A 17,822-nucleotide genomic window follows, 5' to 3' on the forward strand; every position below is an offset into this window, starting at 1 on the left:
CCGGGTAGCCGTTGCCGCGTGAGTGCCAGCGCCGCGGCGGCCAGGCCTGCGGCGATGACCGCGCGGCCGGAGCCGATGAAGAGCGGTTCCAGGCCCTCAACGGCTACGCGGGTGAAGGGAACCGTGAAGGAAAAAGCCGCCACGCCCAGGAGTCCCCACCAGAGCCCGGCCTGCTTTCTTAGCTTTGCGCGGGCCGGTATCGCCGGGCGGAGCTGGACAGTAGCGCTACTATTGTCTTTCATGAACAACGATAGCAGTTCGCGGATCGTCCTGGCACTGCGGGGCTGGATTTCCGGTGCTGCCCCCGGCGCCCGGTTGCCCTCCACGCGGCAGCTGGTGGCCAAGTACCAGGCCAGCCCGGTGACGGTCCAGAAGGCGCTGCAGGCGCTGACGGCGCAGGGGCTGATCGAGAGCAGGCCGGGGGTGGGGACCTTCGTGCGTGCTGTCCGGACGGCCCGGCCCTCCGACTATGGCTGGCAGACGGCGGCGCTGCGGTCGCCGTCGTCGGTCCTTCCCTCCTCCAGCACCATGCGCGACGTGCCGAACAGCGCCATCTCGTTCCACGCGGGATACCCGGACCGGGAACTTTTGCCCGAGCGGCTGGTCCGGGGCGCGCTGACCCGGGCCGCGCGCGGCAGCGCCGCACTGTCCCGCCCGCCGGCGGCCGGGATGCCGGAGCTGCAGCAGTGGTTCGCGCATGAACTGGGTTCCGCTACTCCTGCCGGCTTCACTCCCCCGATGCCTAGTGATGTGATCGTGCTGCCCGGAAGCCAGAGCGGGCTCAGTTCGATTTTCCGGGCGCTGGTGGGTGCCGGACAGCCGCTGCTGATGGAGTCGCCCACGTACTGGGGCGCGATCCTTGCCGCGGCGCAGACCGGTGTGCGGGTGGTCCCGGTGCCGAGCGGTCCCGAGGGTCCGGACCCGGCGGAACTGGCCCGGGCTTTCACGGAAACCGGGGCGCGGGTGTTCTACGCGCAGCCCAACTATGCCAACCCCACCGGGGCGCAGTGGGCGCCGGGGCGTGGGGAGGAGGTGCTGGAGGTGGCACGGGCACACGGGGCATTTGTTGTGGAGGACGACTGGGCGCACGACTTCGGCATCACCTCGGACCCCGTGCCGGTTGCCACCCGGGACGACTCGGGCCATGTCATCTACATCCGGTCGCTGACGAAGAGTGTTTCCACGGCCATCCGAGTGGCGGCGGTGGTGGCGCGCGGGCCCGCACGCGAGCGCATCCTGGCCCACCGGGCGGCCGAGTCGATGTACGTGAGCGGGCTGCTGCAGGCCGCGGCGCTGGATGTGGTGACGCAGCCGGGCTGGCAGACGCATCTGCGCAGCCTGCGCCAGCAGCTGCAGTCGCGGCGGGACCTCCTTGTGACCAGCATCCGCGAGCACGTTCCGCAGGCACACATCGAGCTCCTGCCCAAGGGCGGGCTGAACTTGTGGTTGCGGATGCCGGACGGGACGGACCTGCCCCGGCTGACCCGCGACTGCGAGGACAACGGCGTGATCATCGCCGCCGGGACGGAGTGGTTCCCTGCGGAACCGGCGGGGGCGTTTGTCCGGCTGAATTTCGCGGGGCCGAACCCAGGCGCCTACCCGGAGGGCGCCCGGATCATCGGCGAGGCACAGGCCCGGCAGGGCTAGGGCTACTCGAAGAAGAGTGTGGCCAAAAGGAGATATCAAGATTCGGGTTTAATCCTTCCTGCGCTCATGGACGAGGCCTACTCTGGCCATGCCATTCAGATCAGACTCTGCAGAATGTGTGGGGCACCCATGCACACTATTCACAGCCGACTTGAGCCGCGACTCAGCCATGCAGACAGCGATAGAAGAAGGTTCATGGCCTCAGCCATCGCGGTAACCCTGTTACTCTCTTCGTGCAGCAGCTCACCAAGCCCAGTGGATGCTGTCACTAATGACAGCGCGACGAATTTTGCGTCCGATAGCCCTTCGCCTACTCCTAGTGCCTTCGCAAACGCTCCCTGCACCTCCGCAGACAGCCGGACGAGCTCGAACGGAACCACATACATATGTACTGCTGACGCAGCGGGCCAACTCACCTGGCTTGATGAATCAGCGTCCCAACAACTCAAAGCGAACTTGGCTGAAGCTGCAGCTTCCAAGGCTGCAGCAGAACAGGCTGCTAAGGAGAAAGCTGCCGCTGAAAAAGCAGCCGCCGAACAGGCCGCAGCAGAGCAAGCCGCAGCAGAAAAAGCAGCCGCCGAACAGGCCGCAGCAGAGCAAGCAGCCGCCGAACAGGCCGCTGCCGAGGCAGCAGCACGTGCTGCCGCTGAGGCCCGAGCCGCGGAGGAAGCAGCAGCAAGGGAGGCGCAGGCAGCTGCAGCTGCGCCAACTTGTGACCCCAACTATTCAGACTGTGTTCCGATCGCTTCTGACGTCGACTGCGCCGGCGGCAGCGGGAACGGTCCGGCCTATGTGCAGGGTCCTGTGCGCGTCACGGGTAGCGATATCTACGGCCTGGACTCAGACAACGACGGCGTCGGGTGCGAGTAGCCGCCACAGCGGTGACCAAAATGCGCGGCTTTTGAGCTGCCTCGGCTCGGGCGCACCCGGACTTTCAGGGTCTGCGTCTGCGCTGGAGCCTAAAAGTCACGCATTCCGGTCAGGCCGAAACCCCTAGTTGCCAGCGCGCACCAGTTCAGCGCTCTTCTCCCACAAGCCCCGGGCCAGCTCGGCGTCGTAGGCCTGCGGGTTGGCTTTGGCCAGGGCACGCTTGGCGTAGTAGGCGCCAGAGATCCAGTCGGTGCCCGGCGTGCCGTTGATGAGCCAGAGCATGGTGTCCGCGCCCTGCTCCGGGCTCAGCATGAACCGGTTGAGCAGGGTCCTGTAGGCGTGCCGGAAGGGGCTCGTGGACTCCGCAGCGAAGTTGGTGCGGACCACGCCCGGGTGGAACGCCGCGGTCGTAATTCCTTTGTTGCTGAACCGGCGGTGCAGCTCGGAGGTGAAGAGGATGTTGGCGAGCTTGCCGGTGCCGTAGGCGCGGTTGGTGGAGTAGCGGTGCTCGGCGGTGAGGTCGGACAGGTCCAGCCTGCCGAAGCCGTTCGCCGCGCTGGCGGTGTTGATGACCTTTGCGTTGCTGGCCGTGAGGGTATCCATCAGCAGCGTGGTGAGTAGGAACGGGCCCAGGTGGTTGATCTGGAAGGTGGACTCGTTGCCGTCCACGGTAAGGCTGCGTTTTCCCATGATGCCGCCGGCGTTGTTGGCGAGGACGTCGATGCGCGGGTAGTCCGACTTCAGCTGCGCGGCTAGGGTACGGACCTGGTCCAGCTCGGCAAAGTCCGCGAGGAAGTAGTCCGCATCCAATTCCTTGGCGAGGGCGCGGGTCTTCTCGGCGGAGCGGCCCACGATGACCATCTGCTCCCCAGCTTTCACAAGCGAACGGGCGGCTGCCGCGCCGATGCCGTCGCTGGCGCCGGTGATCACGATGGTGCGAGGAGTCAAGGGGATTCCTTTAGTCTGGAGGACGGCGCACCTGGCGGAGACGCACAAAAGTAGACAACGACGGCGGCCCGGCAGGTGTTCCCGTTCCCCACGTTAAACAACGACGCGGCACCCATCCGCAGGAGGCAGTGATCCGAATCACTGACAGCCGGAGGGATCCCTCCCCGGCACGAATCAAGGGAGCGGATCGTGAAAAGAATTTCCAAGCTGGCCCTAGGGGTCTCCGCCGTGGCTTTGCTGGCCGGGACAGTGGGGGCCGGACCCGTACTTGCCGGAAGCTCGAATGGGGTGGACAAATCTGTCACCCTGCATGCAACCCTGTCCGAACTGAACGGCTCGGGCGCATCAGGGACCGCCACCGCCGTCGTGAAAAACCAGAAGATTGAGCACATTGACGTACACGCACACGGCCTGTCACCCGATGCACCCCACGCCCAGCACATCCACTACGGCGAGCAGGCCATGAATGAGTGTCCCACGCTCGCGCTGGACGCCAACGGCGATGGACGGGTCAACACCGTGGAGGGCATCCCGGCCTACGGCCCCGTGGCGGTATCCCTGAACACCACCGGCGACACCTCCCCGGCCAGCTTCCTAGATGTGGCCCGCTTCCCGGTTTCCGTGGACGGCAGCTACCACTACAGCCGCAGCAATATCGAGTTCACGGACGTGGCAGGCCTCGGCTACCCGGGCAGTGACGGCACCGGTACAGCCAAGCAGATAGCGGACGCAATCCGCGCCGGCGAGGGCGTCCTGGTGATCCACGGCCTGGACTATGACGGCAACGGCACCTACAACTTCAGCGACCCCGAGGGTGCGAGCGAGCTGAACTCCGGCCTCCCGGCAGAAGCCACTGATCCGGCAGTGTGCGGAGTACTGGAACGCCGCTGACAGGCCGCATATAGACAAGACGCGCCAGGTCCCCTCCCGGCAATCGGAAGGGGACCTGCCGCTTCCAGGCTGAAACTCGGCTAGCCGGCCAGCCCGGCCACCAGGAAGATAACCGCGGCGATGGCGAAGCCCATCACACCGATCAGGGTTTCCATGACCGTCCAGGTCTTCAGCGTGGTCTTGACGTCCATGCCGAAGAAACGGCCCACCAGCCAGAAGCCGGAATCGTTGACGTGGGACACCACTACGGAACCGGCGGCCACGGCCAAGACCATGGCGGCCACCTGCATGCCGTTCAGCCCGGCCGCTGCCACTGCCGGGGCGATGAGGCCCGCGGTGGTGGTGAGGGCAACCGTTGCCGAACCCTGGGCGATGCGCAGGATGGAGGAGATCAGGAAACCTGCCAGGATCAGCGGGATGCCCACGTCGCCCAGGACGTCCGCCAGGGCCTTGCCGATGCCCGAGGTGCGCAGCACGCCGCCGAACATGCCGCCGGCACCGGTGATCAGGATGACGGAGCAGACCGGGCCGAGGGAGGACTCGAGCAGTTTCTCCAGGGCACCGGCGTCCTTGCCGCGCTTGGCGCCCAGCACGAACATCGCCACCAGCACGGCGATCAGCAGGGCCACCGGGGTCTCACCAAGGGTCCGCAGGACCTGGTACCACTGCTCGTCCTTTACTCCTTCGGGCAGGACGCCGGCGGTAGCGAGGGTGTTCAGGCCCGTGTTCATGAAGATCAGGACCAGCGGCAGGAGCAGCAGCGCCACGATGGTGCGGAAGCGGGGCGGGTGGGCCTCTGCTTCGGCAGAGGCGTGGCCCAGGATTTCCGGCACAGGCAGGACCAGCTTCTTGCCGGTGTAGAGGCCGTACAGGTAGGCCGTGACGTACCAGGTGGGGATTGCCACGATGAGGCCGGCGATGGTCACCAGGCCGATGTTGGCGTCAAAGAACGCGGATGCGGAGACGGGGCCCGGGTGCGGCGGCAGGAAGATATGCATCACGGAGAAGGCGCCGGCTGCGGGCAGGCCGTAGCGGAGCACTCCCCCGCCCAGGCGGTGGGCGACGGCGAAGACGACCGGGAGCATGACCACCAGACCGGCGTCGAAGAAAATGGGGAAGCCGAAGATCAGCGAGGCGAGGCCCAGCGCGAACGGGGCGCGCTTCTCACCAAAGATGCCGATGAGGTAGTCGGCCAGCACCTTGGCGCCGCCGCTGGTTTCCACGATGCGGCCGAGCATGGCGCCCAGCCCCACCAGGAGTGCCACGGTGCCGAGCGTGGTGCCGAAGCCGTTGATCAGCACCGGGACCACCTGGTTGGCCGGGATGCCTGTGGCGAAGGCGGTGGCGAGGCTGATCAGGATCAGTGCGATCAGGGCGTGCACGCGCAGCTTGATGATCAGGAACAGCAGCGCGAGGATCGCGGCGGCGGCGATGAGCAGCAGGGGGCCTGCTCCCAGCGTCTGGGTCCATCCTTCGATGGTCATGGTTCTCCTTTGAAACAGAACTTTGTGTTGGCGTTTTGGGGCTTTACGGGTCGCAGGGCGCCTGTCCGGAGGGAAGCTTCAGTGCCTGCACGACGGCGGCAACCAGCTCTTCGGGCGAGCGGGAGATATCGAGCCGGAGGCTGCCGGCGTCGAGCTCTTCCTGGCTGAGCGCCTCGAGCGTGGCGAGCTGGCTGGGCAGCAGCGTGGGCGGCATGAAGTGGCCTTCCCGGCCCTGCATGCGCTGGCTGATCAGGTCCGCGCCGCCGTCGAGATGGAGGAAGAGGACCCTGCCTTCGGCCTCGGACAGCAACCGCCGGTAGCTCTTCTTCAGCGCCGAGCAGGTCAGTACAGTGCTGCAGCCGGCCTGCGCCTGCCCGCTCATCCAATCGCGGATCTGGCGCAGCCAGGGCCAGCGGTCCTCGTCCTGCAGCGGGATGCCCTGGGTCATCTTGGCGATGTTGGCCGGCGGGTGGAATTCGTCCGCCTCGGCACAGGCCCAGCCCAGCCGCTTGGACAGGGCTGCCGCCAGGGTGGATTTGCCGGATCCGGCAACGCCCATCACCACGAGATGCGTGGGTGGATACTGCATGTTCATACCTCCGGAGAAGACGTCTTTGGCTTTCGAAGAAGCTCGCTGCGTGCCCGTGATGAAGTGGGCTACGCGATAAGGTATCACCTTTTGCTGTGATAGATACTATCTTTTCGTGTCACAAGTCATACCTTTTGTGCATTCTTGGCTATCCTGAGGATGCGCTTCGGCGCGGGAAGGCGGAACAGAATGTCGACGGCGACAGTACCGGACGCGGATGACGCGAACGACGGCGGGGCGTCCCCCGCAATGCATGAGCGTGTCCTGGAGGCGGTTGGCATCGCCATTGCCTCGGCCACGCTGGCCCCCGGCAGCCGGCTGACCCTTGAAGGTCTGCAACAGGAATACGGCATTTCCCGCACGGTGGCGCGGGACACCATGAAGGTCCTGGAATCCATGAACCTGGTCTACTCACGCCGCCGCGTGGGCATCGTGGTGCAGGAGCCGGACCTGTGGAACGTCTACGATCCCAAGCTCGTGCGGTGGCGCCTTGCCTCCGAGCGGCGCGCCGACCAGTACAGCAGCCTGACCGAGCTGCGCATCGCCGTCGAACCCATCGCTGCTGCCGGCGCCGCACGCCGGGCGAGCGCGGCGGAACGAGCCCAGCTCGTTGCCCTCGGAACTGAACTGCGCAGGCTGGGCGAGGCGGGCGACCTGCAGGCCTTCCTGGCCGCGGACATCGAATTCCACCGCCTGCTGTTGAGGAGCTGCGGCAACGAGATGTTCCGGGCGCTGGAGGACATGGTGGCGGAGGTACTGACCAGCCGCACCAAGCAGGGGCTCATGCCGTTCAAGCCGCGGAATGAGGCGCTGCAGGCGCATGAGGATGTGGCCGCGGCGGTGGCGCGCGGGGACACCGTTGTGGCAGAACGGGCCATGCACCACATCCTGGACGAGGTGCGCGAGGCGATGGGGCTGCACTAGGGAACCGCCAGACAGGCAAGGGATCCGTCCGGCCCCTTTCCGGGGGTCCCGATCCTGAGTAGCCTGCTAGTAGGGCCCAAGCAAAGCGGCCCTGCCGTGCAGGAACAGCTGTGAGGTGGAAAATGGCCATCACCGGACATTCACGTACAGGATCCGTAACGGCGCCTGCCGTCGTTCCCCGGAGCAAGGGCCGCGTGGTGGTCAACTGGATCACCACCACGGACCACAAGACCATCGGGTTCCTGTACCTGATCACGTCCTTCGTGTTCTTCAGCCTGGCCGGCGTAATGGCGCTGCTGATCCGCGCCGAGCTCTTCCAGCCCGGCATGCAGATCCTGCAGACCAAGGAACAGTACAACCAGCTGTTCACCATGCACGGAATCGTGATGCTTCTCATGTTCGCCACGCCCCTGTTTGCCGGGTTCGCGAACTTTGTCATGCCGCTGCAGATCGGCGCCCCGGACGTGGCGTTCCCGCGGCTCAACGCCCTGGCGTACTGGTTCTTCCTGTTCGGTTCCACCATCGCCGTGTCCGGCTTCATTACCCCGCAGGGCGCCGCATCCTTTGGCTGGTTCGCCTACACCCCGCTGTCGAACACCACGTTCAGTCCGGGGCTGGGCGGGGACCTGTGGGTCTTCGGGCTTACGCTCTCCGGCTTCGGCACCATTCTCGGCGCGGTCAACTTCATCACCACCATCATCTGCATGCGCGCCCCGGGCATGACCATGTGGCGGATGCCGATCTTCACCTGGAACACTTTGATTACGTCCGTGCTGGTGATCATGGCGTTCCCGCCGCTGGCGGCCGCCCTGTTCGCGCTCGGCGCCGACCGCCGCTTCGGTGCACACATCTACAATCCGGAGAACGGCGGCCCCATTCTGTGGCAGCACTTGTTCTGGTTCTTCGGCCATCCTGAGGTGTACATCATCGCCCTGCCGTTCTTCGGCATCGTGTCCGAGATCTTCCCGGTCTTCAGCCGCAAACCGATTTTCGGCTACAAGGGCCTGGTGTACGCCACGATTTCCATCGCCGCGCTGTCCATGACGGTGTGGGCGCATCATATGTACGTCACCGGTTCGGTCCTGCTGCCGTTCTTCGCGTTCATGACCATGCTGATTGCGGTGCCCACCGGGGTGAAGTTCTTCAACTGGATCGGCACCATGTGGCGCGGATCGCTGACGTTCGAAACGCCCATGCTGTGGAGCATCGGCTTCCTCATCACCTTCCTGTTCGGCGGCCTGACCGGCATCATCCTGGCCTCCCCGCCGCTGGACTTCCACGTCTCCGATTCCTACTTCGTGGTGGCCCACTTCCACTACGTGGTGTTCGGCACCGTGGTGTTCGCGATGTTCGCCGGGTTCTACTTCTGGTGGCCCAAGTTCACGGGCAAGATGCTGAACGAGCGCCTGGGCAAGATCCACTTCTGGATGCTCTTCCTGGGCTTCCACGGCACTTTCCTCATCCAGCACTGGCTGGGCGTGGAAGGCATGCCCCGCCGCTATGCGGACTACCTGGTGGAGGACAACTTCACCTGGATGAACCAGTTCTCCACCGTTTCGTCAATGCTGCTGGGTGCCTCGCTGATTCCGTTCTTCTGGAACGTCTTCATCACCGCGCGCAGCACTCGTAAGGTTGAAGTGGACGATCCCTGGGGCTTCGGTGCCTCGCTCGAGTGGGCAACCTCCTGCCCGCCGCCGCGGCACAACTTCACGTCGCTGCCGCGCATCCGTTCGGAACGTCCAGCACTGGACCTGCACCACCCTGAAATCCGCGTCCGCGAGCACGAGCCCACGCACAGCGCGGCAGCGGCCGCCCTGGGCGCGGCCGACATCGGGGAGAAGGACGTCCGCAGCCCAAGCCCTGATGAGTGAGGAACAGGCCAACCGAACCGTGCCGAGGATCTTCCGCGCCACCGGAGGTAAAAGCAGGATGGGTTAAAAAAGAAGCAGGGCTTGCCTGTGCGGCAAACCCTGCTTCAGGAAACCTAACGGTCCCGGAACTCTAAGTGATTAGAGAGCCTGGATGTTGGTGGCCTGGGGACCCTTGGGACCCTGCTCGGTGTCGAAGGAAACCTTCTGGTTCTCTTCGAGGGAGCGGAAACCGTTGGAGTTGATCGCGGAGTAGTGCGCGAAAACGTCCTGCGAGGAGTCGTCCGGGGAGATGAAGCCGAAGCCCTTTTCAGCGTTAAACCATTTGACGGTGCCAGTAGCCATTATTTTTGTCCTTCGTGAAGGTGGAGGGAACGTCCCGACTTTCGGGCCCTCCGGTGTGGGGTGTTCAAAAACCGCTACTTCAGAAGAACACGGACTTTCGACCGCGCGTACTGCCTGAACTACCAACTGCATAAACACAACAACAGGCTCAACACTACAGGACTTTTCCGATTTGCCTAGCCGGGTAGGTCACAGGGCACCGGCAGAGCCCCTCGACCAGCCCGGTGAATGGGCATAGTCTGCACTCACATCGAGCAGCACTCTTTGAACGGGGGAACCAGCGTTGGAGATGCCCAAGGCAAGCGAGGAAGCCAAGGAACGCTTCCGGTCAGTGGTGCCGGACCAGCCCGGCGTCGTCGTGAAGCCGATGTTCGGCAACCTGGGCGCGTTCGTCAACGGCAACATGTTTGCCGGACTCTTCGGCCCCACCATCGGCGTCAAGCTCTCGGACGAGGACCGGGTGATGCTGGAATCCTCTGAGCGAACGGTCCCGTTCGGCCCGGCCGACCGCCCCATGGCCGGCTACTCCGGTCTCCCCGAGGTGTGGAACGAGGAGGGCGACGGCGACGACGCCCGGGCCAAGGCCTGGGTCACCAAGGCCTACGAATTCGTGTCGACGCTCCCGGCGAAGGAACCGAAGGTCCGGGCGCCGAAGAGCGTCAAAAAGTAGCGGCAGCCTGCTGCTGAAGACCCCTTGCTTACCGCCGGTTGCGGCGTAGGGTTTTCCCATGCAACCGATTCGGGCCATCCTGCTACCCGGTGCCGTCCTGCCCGCAGACCTGGCCTACACGGCCCTGGTTGAGGCCCTCGGGCCCGGTGTCCAGGCGGTCGCCAAAGACCTCGAGCTCTACAAGGACGATCAACCTCCCGCGGACTGGACCCTGGACACGGAGGTCGACGGTGTCCTGCGCGAGGCTGATGCGCGGGGCTGGGACACGTTCCATCTGGCAGGCTACTCGGGTGGCGGCTCCGTGGCGCTGGCGTTGGCCGCCACACACCCCGACAGGCTGCAGAGCCTGGCGCTGCTCGAGCCGGCCTGGGCGGGGAACTGGGACTGGAGCCCGGCCTACGCAGAGCACCGGAAGGGGTACAAGCAACTGGAAGCCCTCCCTCCTGGGCAGTTCCTGCCCGCCTTCATGCGGCTCGGGGTGAGGCCCGACGTCGTCCTTCCGCCGCCGGAGCCCGGTCCCCCGCCAGCGTGGATGGCCAAACGGCCGGCAGGCATCAAGGCGTTCCTCAGGACCTTCGAAGACTACAACCTGGACAGGTCCCGGCTGGCCGCCTTCAGCCACCCGGTGTTCTTTGCCCTCGGCGGCCTGAGCCATCCGGACGACTACGGTGACGTTGCAGCAAGACTTGCCAGGGTCTTCTTCCCGGACTTCCACCTGGAAGTGTTCCCCCGGCGCCACCACTTCGACCCCCCGCACCGCATCGAACCCCAGCGGCTCGCCGAAGGGCTCCGGCGGCATTGGGAGTTGGCCGAGGATGAAGCCGGTGGACGGAACGTGGCTGAGGAATCGAGGACAGCCTAAAACCACTTCAGGGCGCCGGGTCAACCGGCGCTGGGTCCCGGGATATTGTGCTGCCTGTCGTGACGGGCGAAGTAGGCGTATACCATCAGGGCGATCCCGGCGAGGATCATGACTGTCGGGACGGCGAAGTCCATCGGGATGAGCTGTGCCACGGACTGCAGCGCGAAAATCACTCCCAGCACTGCAAGCACGGCAGCCGGGATCAGTGGCCACTTCATGCGTTCTGTGCGGTCAGCAGTCCGGACCGGGACGAGGGACAGCGAACCGAACGTGGCCGCCAGTCCAAGGAACAGGACAGCCGCGACCGGCGTGCCCTGCAGCTGCTGCGGGAGCGTCACGATCAGTGCCAGTGTCAGCATCACGCCGCACGGGATCAGGGCCCACCAATTGGCCCGCTCCCGAAGGTAGACGGCTGCGAAGCCCGCACCCATGAAGAGGAACAGGAAGGCTCCGGCCGCGCTGTTTCCGGTGAACTGTGCGGCGGTGGCTACGGCCGCCAGGCCCAGGAACACCGAGCCGGGGATGGCGGCCCACCAGTTCTCCCGGCGGCGGACATACAGGGACAGGAACAGAACCCCGGCGCCGGCGAAGACCAGCGGCGCCAGGAGGGCGCCGCTCTCCACCACGCCCAGCTGGTCGAGGAGCCACAGCACACCCACCACCATCAGGACGATGCCTCCGACGATGCTTGTGTTTGCCGATTTCACCGTGTGCCTCCCGGAGTCCGCAGGGCAGCCGTGCGCCGCTCTGCTTCTTTCAGGCTAGGGGCGGAGCCCGAGCCTGAAGTAGGGTCCAAAGCCCCCGTCTTCTTCAATCGGGTGCAGCTGCCCACGCGACGCGCAAGCGTCAGTCGGGAGGTGCAGGGCTCGTGGCCGTGCCCAGGATGTGGGTCAGGGGCGGGTTCAGCTGCTGCACCACAAACCGGAAGCGCTCGTTGTCCTGGACCGTGAAGCCTGCTGCACTGATCGCCGCGAGCGTGTCCCGGTTGAGGTGGCAGCCGCCCATGAAATGCCGCCATACCGGCGTGATCAGATCTTCGGCTGCGGCAAGCAGCGGGCGGTCTGAACGGACATGTTCGTAGTAGGCAAGGATTCCGCCGGGCCGCAGGACGCGGCGGATCTCCGCGAGGACGGCGGCCTGGTCCTCTACGCTGCACAGAACGAGGCTCGTTGCCACGGCGTCGGCGCTTCCGCTACGGGCCGGGATGTGCTCCGCAGCCGCGGAGACCACAGTCACGGGGACGCTGGCAGTGGCGGCCTGTTCCACGGCCAGGTTCCGCAGGTAGTCGTCGGGTTCCAGCGCCAGGACATGGGTGACAGCGGGCGGGTACAGCGCAAAGGAGGATCCGGTCCCGGCACCGATCTCAATGACTGAACCGTGCAGGCCGGCCAGCATGCGCCGGCGGTGCTCGGTTGCTCCGCGCCGGTCCATCTCCTCCACCCCCCGTGCGAAGGCGCGGGCAAAGAGCGGGTGCTGAAAACGCTCCATCTCAGGGTCCACAACCACTCCCTTTCCGCCTGCACCCATTATTCGCCTCGCGCGGGGTTATGCGGACAGGCATTTAAGCCCGCTAACGACGGCGGCGCAGCCGCTCAGAGGACGGGCAACCCCGTGCCGCAGGGCCAAATGGACTCCCCCGCCACTTTGTGAGATGCTTCACAGGTTTTGTGTGGTGCGCGCCACGACATCCACGGCGGCGCAAGGGCACCACCCGCATCAGCCACGCTCTTCATGGAGGGAACCCACACTTATGAGCGATGCCTTATCAGCCATCAATAACGTGATCTGGAGTGACTGGCTCGTCTATCTCTGCCTTGCCACCGGAGTCTACTTCTCCGTCCGGACACGCTTCCTTCAGGTCCGCCACATCAAGGGCATGGTCCAGCAACTGATCCACGGCGAGAAATCCGCCTCCGGCGTCTCCTCGTTCCAGGCCCTGGCCATGTCCCTGTCCGGCCGTGTCGGCACCGGCAATGTCGCCGGCGTCGCCACCGCCGTTGCCTTCGGCGGGCCGGGCGCCCTGTTCTGGATGTGGACCGTCGCCTTCCTTGGCGCGTCCACGTCCTTCGTCGAATCGACCCTCGGCCAGATGTACAAGACCCGCGACCCGCTGACCGGCGAATACCGCGGCGGCCCGGCCTACTACTTCTCCCGCGCGTTCGCCCACACCAAGGGCGCCGGCTTCTTCAAGGTCTACGGCTACGTCTTCGCGGCCGTGACTGTCCTTGCCTGCGGCGTCCTGATGCCGGGAGTGCAGGCCAACTCCATGGCCACCGCCATCGCCGGCGCCTGGACCATTGAGCCGTGGGTCGTCGCCGTCGGTTCTGTCATTGTCCTGGCGTTCGTCATCATCGGCGGCGTGAAGCGCATCGCGAGCGTTGCGGCGTTCGTGGTGCCGTTCATGGCCGTCGGCTACATCATCCTCGCCTTGGTCGTGGTCTTCATCAATGCTGCCAAGCTGCCCGAGATCCTTTCACTGGTGTTCCGCAGCGCCTTCGGCATGGATTCCGCCCTCGGCGCCATCATCGGCCTGGCCGTGATGTGGGGCGTCAAGCGCGGCGTCTACTCCAACGAGGCCGGCCAGGGAACGGGTCCGCACGCCGCTGCCGCCGCCGAAGTCTCGCACCCGGCCAAGCAGGGCCTGGTCCAGGCGTTCGCCGTCTACATCGACACGCTGTTCGTGTGTTCGGCCACCGGCTTCCTGATCCTCTCCACCGGCGCCTACCGTGTCTTCTCCGGCGGCAGTGAAGACGGCGAGGTCCTCGCCGAAGGAGGCCTGCTTTCTGCCACAGCCATAGTCGGGCCCCAATACGTGCAGGCCGGGTTCGACTCCGTCTTCCCCGGCGTGGGCGCCGCGTTCATCGCGGTGACGCTGTTCTTCTTCTGCCTCACCACGATCATCGCGTACTACTACATGGCGGAGACCAACCTGCGCTTCCTGGTGGGCAACGCCTCGAACAGGCTGGTTCCGGGCCTTCGGGCCAGCGTGGGACGGGTTACCACCATGGCCCTGCAGGTGGCGATCCTGATCGCCGTCGCGTACGGCTGCGTGAACACGGCCGCTGATGCATGGGTGATGGGCGACATCGGTGTCGGCCTCATGGCCTGGCTGAACATCATCGGCATCCTGATCCTGCAGAAGCCCGCCTTCAAGGCCCTGAAGGACTTCGAGCGGCAGCGGAAGCTCGGCCTCGACCCGGTCTTCGACCCGCGGCCCCTCGGCATCACCGGGGCCACCTTCTGGGAGTCCTACAAGCCGGCGGAGCGCGAGAAGGAATCCGCGCGCAGCTAGACCGCAGCTCGTATGGGTAAGGCCGTGCGCCGCGCGAACCGCGCGGCGCACGGCCTTACTGCTCTTTAGCGATGGCGGCTTGTCCAACAAACGCGTAGCACTTGTTAGGCTGGAATCCCCCGATCAACCACCAAAAAGCGAGGCAACGTGCACCAGGACGCCGCCCGGTTCGTGTCCCAGCCGGTGGCCGCCCAATCGGGCTCGCCTCTTCGTGTTGCCGTGTACTCACGCATCGCCGAGGCCATCCGCAATGGCCTCCTCACGCCCGGCTCCATGATCCCCACCGAAACCGAACTCGGCGCCGACATGAAGGTCAGCCGCACGGTTGTCCGCGAAGCCCTCATGCTGCTTGAGGAGGACGGGCTGATCAGGGCGCGGCGCGGCGTCGGGCGTTTCGTCTCGGACACCCTCCCCCGCATCGGCATCGAACGCATCCGGCCCTTTGAGGACGTCCTCGGCAGTCCCGGCCAGCGGGTGGAGGTCAAACGAACCCAGGTAGTGCGGCAGGCCGCCTCCGAATTCGTCGCCCCCGGCATCGGCGTCGAGCCCGGCACGGAATGCTGGCTCTGGGAGTCCGTCCTGATCCGCGACGGCGAGGCCATCGCGCACCTGCAGGAAAACGTGACCGCCCAGCCGATCAGCTTCGGTAAGAGCCCCGCCGCGCCCCTGGAGATTAACGACGACGGCGCCGCCACCCTGCTTGCCACGCTCAACAAACAGCTTGGCAGGTTGGCCGGGCCCGGCGAGTGCCAGATCAGCCTCAGCCAGGTGGGCCCCAGCCGCGCCAAACTGTTGGACCTCCGCGGCTCGGACCCGGTGCTGGTCCTCACCCAGTACGTCCGGAACGGCAACCGGCCCTTCTACCTGGCCAAATGCCTGATCGCGGCGCGGGCAGGGCACCTGTCCATCATGCAATCGTTCACGTCGTAGGCCCCACCCTCTAGAGTTCTTGTCCAGATATGGCGACCTAAGCAGCCTGGGAGTCGCCATATGTGGACGAAAACTCTGTGGGTGGACGTCAGGCGGCGGAACCCTCCAAGGTGAGCGCCGCCGTCGTGCCTTGAAGGACAGCGCCTTCCACGCCGGCACCTTCGAAGAACCCGAGCAGCGTCTCCACGAGGTGTGGCGCGAAGTCCTCCTCGAGCGACAGCACCACACGGCACCTCGCTCCCGTCACTGACGGGTAGCCGGCATACAGCCCGCGCATGTCGCAGACCGTCTGCCCGCGGGAGGGCCCGGAGGAGGTGTCGACGGCGGCACGCACCACCGGAGCCACCGCCGCCTGCACCGCACCGACGGCGAGCGCCGCGGCCAGCGGATCGTGCATCGCGGAGCAGGGCCGGCCGTAGATGCCCTCGTAGAAGCGGAAGTAGTAGCCCAGCATCTCCCCCAGCGCCCGCGGCACTGGAGCGGCGGACGCCAGCAATTCCTGCCGGTGGTGCTCCTCCAGGACTGACGCCATGGTCACGTCCAGTGGCACCAGGGTGACGTCCCAGTCGGCGGCGAGCACCAGGGCAGCGGCCTCGGGGTCGTTGTGGATATTGGCCTCGGCCACGGGCGTAATGTTGCCGGGGGCCAGCGCGGCCCCGCCCATCACCGTCACGGAGTGGACCAGCGAAGGCAGCCCGGGCTCCAGCCGCAGGGCCTCGGCAATGTTGGTCAGCGGCCCGATGGCAAGCACCCGCAGCGTCCCGGGATAGGTACGCGCCAGCCGCACCAGCATCTCCGCCGCGGACTCGGACGCCAGCGGAGCCGGAGAGGCTGCCAGCGACACCTCTCCGATGCCGTTCTCCCCGTGCACCCAGGGCGCCCCTCCGCCGAAGGAACCGGCCAGCGGATGGTGCGCACCGAGGGCTACGGGAATGTCCGCGGCGCCGGCGAGCTGGAGCAGGTCGAGGGTGTTCCGGGCCCCGACGGCGGCGCTGACGTTGCCGCTGACGGCACCGATTCCCACCAGGTCGGCGGCGGGGGCGGCGAGCAGGTAGGCCAGGGCGAGGGCGTCGTCGATCCCGGTGTCGCAGTCCAGGTAGAAGGGGGAGGTGGCAGTCATGGGTCTTCTTTCAGTTTCGGTGGAGGGAATGGGGTCAGACGGTCTCGCCCTTGGGGGCGGCGACGAAGAGGCTGACGATGAACGCGGCGGCGGTGATGCCCACCGAGATCCAGAGGGCGGTGGCGTACCCGGCGGACGTGGACAGGGCGGCGAAGGGTGCCACGAGCACGACGCCGAGGCTCGCGCCGATGCCGAAGGAGGCACCGTTGATGCCGGGCAGCGCGGCCGGGGCTTCCTTGGGCGAGAGCAGCACGGAGAGCCCGTTGATGGCGGTGAGGAAGAACCCGTTGTAGAAGATGCCCAGGGCTGCGACGGCCACCAGTACCGCCACCTGGCTCTCGGAGAAGGCGGCCGCGGCGATGGCGCAGGCCAGACTCAGCCCGGTTCCGGCGCGCAGGGTTTTGATCCAGCCGCGGCGGTCGGCCAGCCAGCCCGCGAGCGGTGCGGCGAACACGCCGATCAGCGCGGCGGGGGTGAGGAACAGCAGCGCCGAGACGGACGCGGAAAGTCCGAAGCCGCCGTCGGAATCCTGGCTGAGCAGCACCACGGTGAAGTTGATGATCGCGAAGATGCCGGCGAGCGTCAGGACGGTGGTGGCGATGACCGGCCACACCTGGCGGGAGCGCAGGTGGTGCACGGCGATGAGCGGGTGGCTGCGCCGCTTTTCGATGAACCAGAACGCGGCGAAGGATGCGATGGTGGCGGCCAGCAGCGCCAGGGTGCCGGGCGCGGTCCAGCCCGCGGCGGATCCGCCGGAGACGAAGTAGGTGATGAACACGAGGAACAGCGAGAGCGAGCCGGCGCCCCACCAGTCCATGGCGCCGCGGATGCCGCTGGGACGCCCGGCCGGAACGATGCGGATGATGCAGGCGGCGGCGATGGCGGTCAGGACCAGGACGACGACGAAGATGGACCGGAAGCCGAGCGTCTCGGCCATGAGGCCGCCGAAGTATCCGTCCACGCCGCCCACTCCCCCGTTGATGGCGGCGATGATGCCCACCGAGGTGCCGAACACCTTTGCCTGCAGGTTCTCGCTGAGGACGATGTAGGCCAGGGCGAAGACCGCGCTGGAGACGCCCTGCAGAAAACGGCCGGTGATGAGCAGTTCCAGCGTGGGCGCGGTGATGCAGAGGATGGTGCCGGCGCCCATGATGCCGAGAACCAGCAGCAGGGCGGCGCGGCGGCCGATGAAGTCGCTCCACCGGCCGATCACGGGCCCGGCGATGGCGCCGGCCAGGAAGAACATGGATTGGACGGGGGCGGCGGCGTCGGCTCCCTGGCCGAAGCTGGCGGCGATCTGCGGCAGCGCGGGCGTGACCATGCTGGCGTTGAGCTGGAAGGACAGCACGCCGAGCAGCAGGGTGGAGATCAGCAGGGCGGCG

At 66.2% G+C, this 17,822-nt stretch carries 17 protein-coding genes and 1 pseudogene; 9 read left to right on the plus strand and 9 right to left on the minus strand.

Annotation, left to right across the window (positions count from 1 at the left end):
* A pseudogene (locus AC5RTT_RS16740) lies at positions 1-242 on the minus strand (EamA family transporter); the annotation flags it as partial.
* Here AC5RTT_RS16740 and AC5RTT_RS16745 point away from each other — a divergent pair.
* The gene (locus AC5RTT_RS16745; RefSeq protein ID WP_494146132.1) at positions 241-1,647 is read left to right on the plus strand and encodes an aminotransferase-like domain-containing protein; all 1,407 of its coding nucleotides are present in this window, start codon (positions 241-243) and stop codon (positions 1,645-1,647) included. The pseudogene AC5RTT_RS16740 and the gene AC5RTT_RS16745 sit on opposite strands and share 2 nt — an antisense overlap.
* A 456-nt stretch (positions 1,648-2,103) precedes the next feature.
* Complete coding sequence (locus AC5RTT_RS16750; protein ID WP_494146133.1) at positions 2,104-2,517, plus strand: hypothetical protein; 414 nt, start codon at positions 2,104-2,106, stop codon at positions 2,515-2,517.
* Positions 2,518-2,640: 123 nt separating this feature from the next.
* Here AC5RTT_RS16750 and AC5RTT_RS16755 read toward each other — a convergent pair whose 3' ends face one another.
* Positions 2,641-3,465 (minus strand): SDR family NAD(P)-dependent oxidoreductase, encoded by an 825-nt coding sequence (locus AC5RTT_RS16755; RefSeq protein WP_494146134.1) that lies wholly within the window; start codon positions 3,463-3,465, stop codon positions 2,641-2,643.
* Between the two features lie 189 nt (positions 3,466-3,654).
* On the opposite strand from AC5RTT_RS16755, the gene AC5RTT_RS16760 reads away from it, so the two are divergent.
* Positions 3,655-4,356, plus strand: coding sequence for a hypothetical protein (locus AC5RTT_RS16760; RefSeq protein WP_494146135.1), 702 nt, complete (start codon positions 3,655-3,657; stop codon positions 4,354-4,356).
* Between the two features lie 80 nt (positions 4,357-4,436).
* On the opposite strand, the gene AC5RTT_RS16765 is transcribed toward AC5RTT_RS16760, so the two are convergent.
* Positions 4,437-5,840 carry a GntP family permease gene (locus AC5RTT_RS16765; protein WP_494146136.1) on the minus strand — a complete coding sequence of 468 codons (1,404 nt, stop codon included), beginning with the start codon at positions 5,838-5,840 and terminating at the stop codon, positions 4,437-4,439.
* A 43-nt stretch (positions 5,841-5,883) separates the two neighbouring features.
* Positions 5,884-6,429, minus strand: a complete 546-nt coding sequence (locus tag AC5RTT_RS16770) for a gluconokinase (protein ID WP_494146137.1) — start codon at positions 6,427-6,429, stop codon at positions 5,884-5,886.
* Positions 6,430-6,618: 189 nt separating this feature from the next.
* Between AC5RTT_RS16770 and AC5RTT_RS16775 the strand changes: the two genes are divergently transcribed.
* On the plus strand, positions 6,619-7,353 hold the full coding sequence (locus AC5RTT_RS16775; RefSeq protein ID WP_494146138.1) for a FadR/GntR family transcriptional regulator: 735 nt from the start codon (positions 6,619-6,621) through the stop codon (positions 7,351-7,353).
* A 122-nt stretch (positions 7,354-7,475) separates the two neighbouring features.
* The gene (gene ctaD, locus AC5RTT_RS16780) at positions 7,476-9,224 is read left to right on the plus strand and encodes an aa3-type cytochrome oxidase subunit I (protein ID WP_494146146.1); all 1,749 of its coding nucleotides are present in this window, start codon (positions 7,476-7,478) and stop codon (positions 9,222-9,224) included.
* A 138-nt stretch (positions 9,225-9,362) separates the two neighbouring features.
* On the opposite strand, the gene AC5RTT_RS16785 is transcribed toward ctaD, so the two are convergent.
* On the minus strand, positions 9,363-9,566 hold the full coding sequence (locus AC5RTT_RS16785; RefSeq protein ID WP_009372930.1) for a cold-shock protein: 204 nt from the start codon (positions 9,564-9,566) through the stop codon (positions 9,363-9,365).
* Positions 9,567-9,849: 283 nt separating this feature from the next.
* On the opposite strand from AC5RTT_RS16785, the gene AC5RTT_RS16790 reads away from it, so the two are divergent.
* Both AC5RTT_RS16790 and AC5RTT_RS16795 read left to right on the plus strand, forming a co-directional pair.
* The gene (locus AC5RTT_RS16790; RefSeq protein ID WP_494012194.1) at positions 9,850-10,236 is read left to right on the plus strand and encodes a TfoX/Sxy family protein; all 387 of its coding nucleotides are present in this window, start codon (positions 9,850-9,852) and stop codon (positions 10,234-10,236) included.
* Between the two features lie 58 nt (positions 10,237-10,294).
* Complete coding sequence (locus tag AC5RTT_RS16795) at positions 10,295-11,098, plus strand: alpha/beta fold hydrolase (protein ID WP_494146139.1); 804 nt, start codon at positions 10,295-10,297, stop codon at positions 11,096-11,098.
* 20 nt (positions 11,099-11,118) lie between these two features.
* On the opposite strand, the gene AC5RTT_RS16800 is transcribed toward AC5RTT_RS16795, so the two are convergent.
* A complete protein-coding gene (locus AC5RTT_RS16800; protein ID WP_494146140.1) occupies positions 11,119-11,805 on the minus strand; it encodes a hypothetical protein in 687 nt (228 codons plus the stop codon).
* A gap of 139 nt (positions 11,806-11,944) precedes the next feature.
* Entirely contained in the window at positions 11,945-12,598 is a 654-nt protein-coding gene (locus tag AC5RTT_RS16805) for a class I SAM-dependent methyltransferase (protein WP_494146141.1), read from the minus strand.
* 250 nt (positions 12,599-12,848) lie between these two features.
* Between AC5RTT_RS16805 and AC5RTT_RS16810 the strand changes: the two genes are divergently transcribed.
* Both AC5RTT_RS16810 and AC5RTT_RS16815 read left to right on the plus strand, forming a co-directional pair.
* On the plus strand, positions 12,849-14,390 hold the full coding sequence (locus tag AC5RTT_RS16810) for an alanine/glycine:cation symporter family protein (protein WP_494146142.1): 1,542 nt from the start codon (positions 12,849-12,851) through the stop codon (positions 14,388-14,390).
* A 147-nt stretch (positions 14,391-14,537) separates the two neighbouring features.
* On the plus strand, positions 14,538-15,320 hold the full coding sequence (locus AC5RTT_RS16815; protein WP_494146143.1) for a GntR family transcriptional regulator: 783 nt from the start codon (positions 14,538-14,540) through the stop codon (positions 15,318-15,320).
* Positions 15,321-15,408: 88 nt separating this feature from the next.
* Here the strand turns inward: AC5RTT_RS16815 and AC5RTT_RS16820 are convergent, their stop codons facing one another.
* Entirely contained in the window at positions 15,409-16,440 is a 1,032-nt protein-coding gene (locus AC5RTT_RS16820) for a nucleoside hydrolase (RefSeq protein WP_494146144.1), read from the minus strand.
* A gap of 34 nt (positions 16,441-16,474) precedes the next feature.
* On the minus strand, positions 16,475-17,822 hold a 1,348-nt coding region (locus AC5RTT_RS16825; protein ID WP_494146145.1), incomplete at its 5' end, for an MFS transporter.

It is taken from the genome of Arthrobacter sp. Y3221157 (assembly GCF_059089865.1).

Coding starts and splice junctions, on each gene's coding strand:
- AC5RTT_RS16745 (WP_494146132.1), top strand. CDS start 241: ATGAACAACGATAGCAGTTCGCGGATCGTCCTGGCACTGCGGGGCTGG.
- AC5RTT_RS16765 (WP_494146136.1), bottom strand. CDS start 5,840: ATGACCATCGAAGGATGGACCCAGACGCTGGGAGCAGGCCCCCTGCTG.
- AC5RTT_RS16770 (WP_494146137.1), bottom strand. CDS start 6,429: ATGCAGTATCCACCCACGCATCTCGTGGTGATGGGCGTTGCCGGATCC.
- AC5RTT_RS16775 (WP_494146138.1), top strand. CDS start 6,619: ATGTCGACGGCGACAGTACCGGACGCGGATGACGCGAACGACGGCGGG.
- ctaD (WP_494146146.1), top strand. CDS start 7,476: ATGGCCATCACCGGACATTCACGTACAGGATCCGTAACGGCGCCTGCC.
- AC5RTT_RS16785 (WP_009372930.1), bottom strand. CDS start 9,566: ATGGCTACTGGCACCGTCAAATGGTTTAACGCTGAAAAGGGCTTCGGC.
- AC5RTT_RS16795 (WP_494146139.1), top strand. CDS start 10,295: ATGCAACCGATTCGGGCCATCCTGCTACCCGGTGCCGTCCTGCCCGCA.
- AC5RTT_RS16810 (WP_494146142.1), top strand. CDS start 12,849: ATGAGCGATGCCTTATCAGCCATCAATAACGTGATCTGGAGTGACTGG.
- AC5RTT_RS16820 (WP_494146144.1), bottom strand. CDS start 16,440: ATGACTGCCACCTCCCCCTTCTACCTGGACTGCGACACCGGGATCGAC.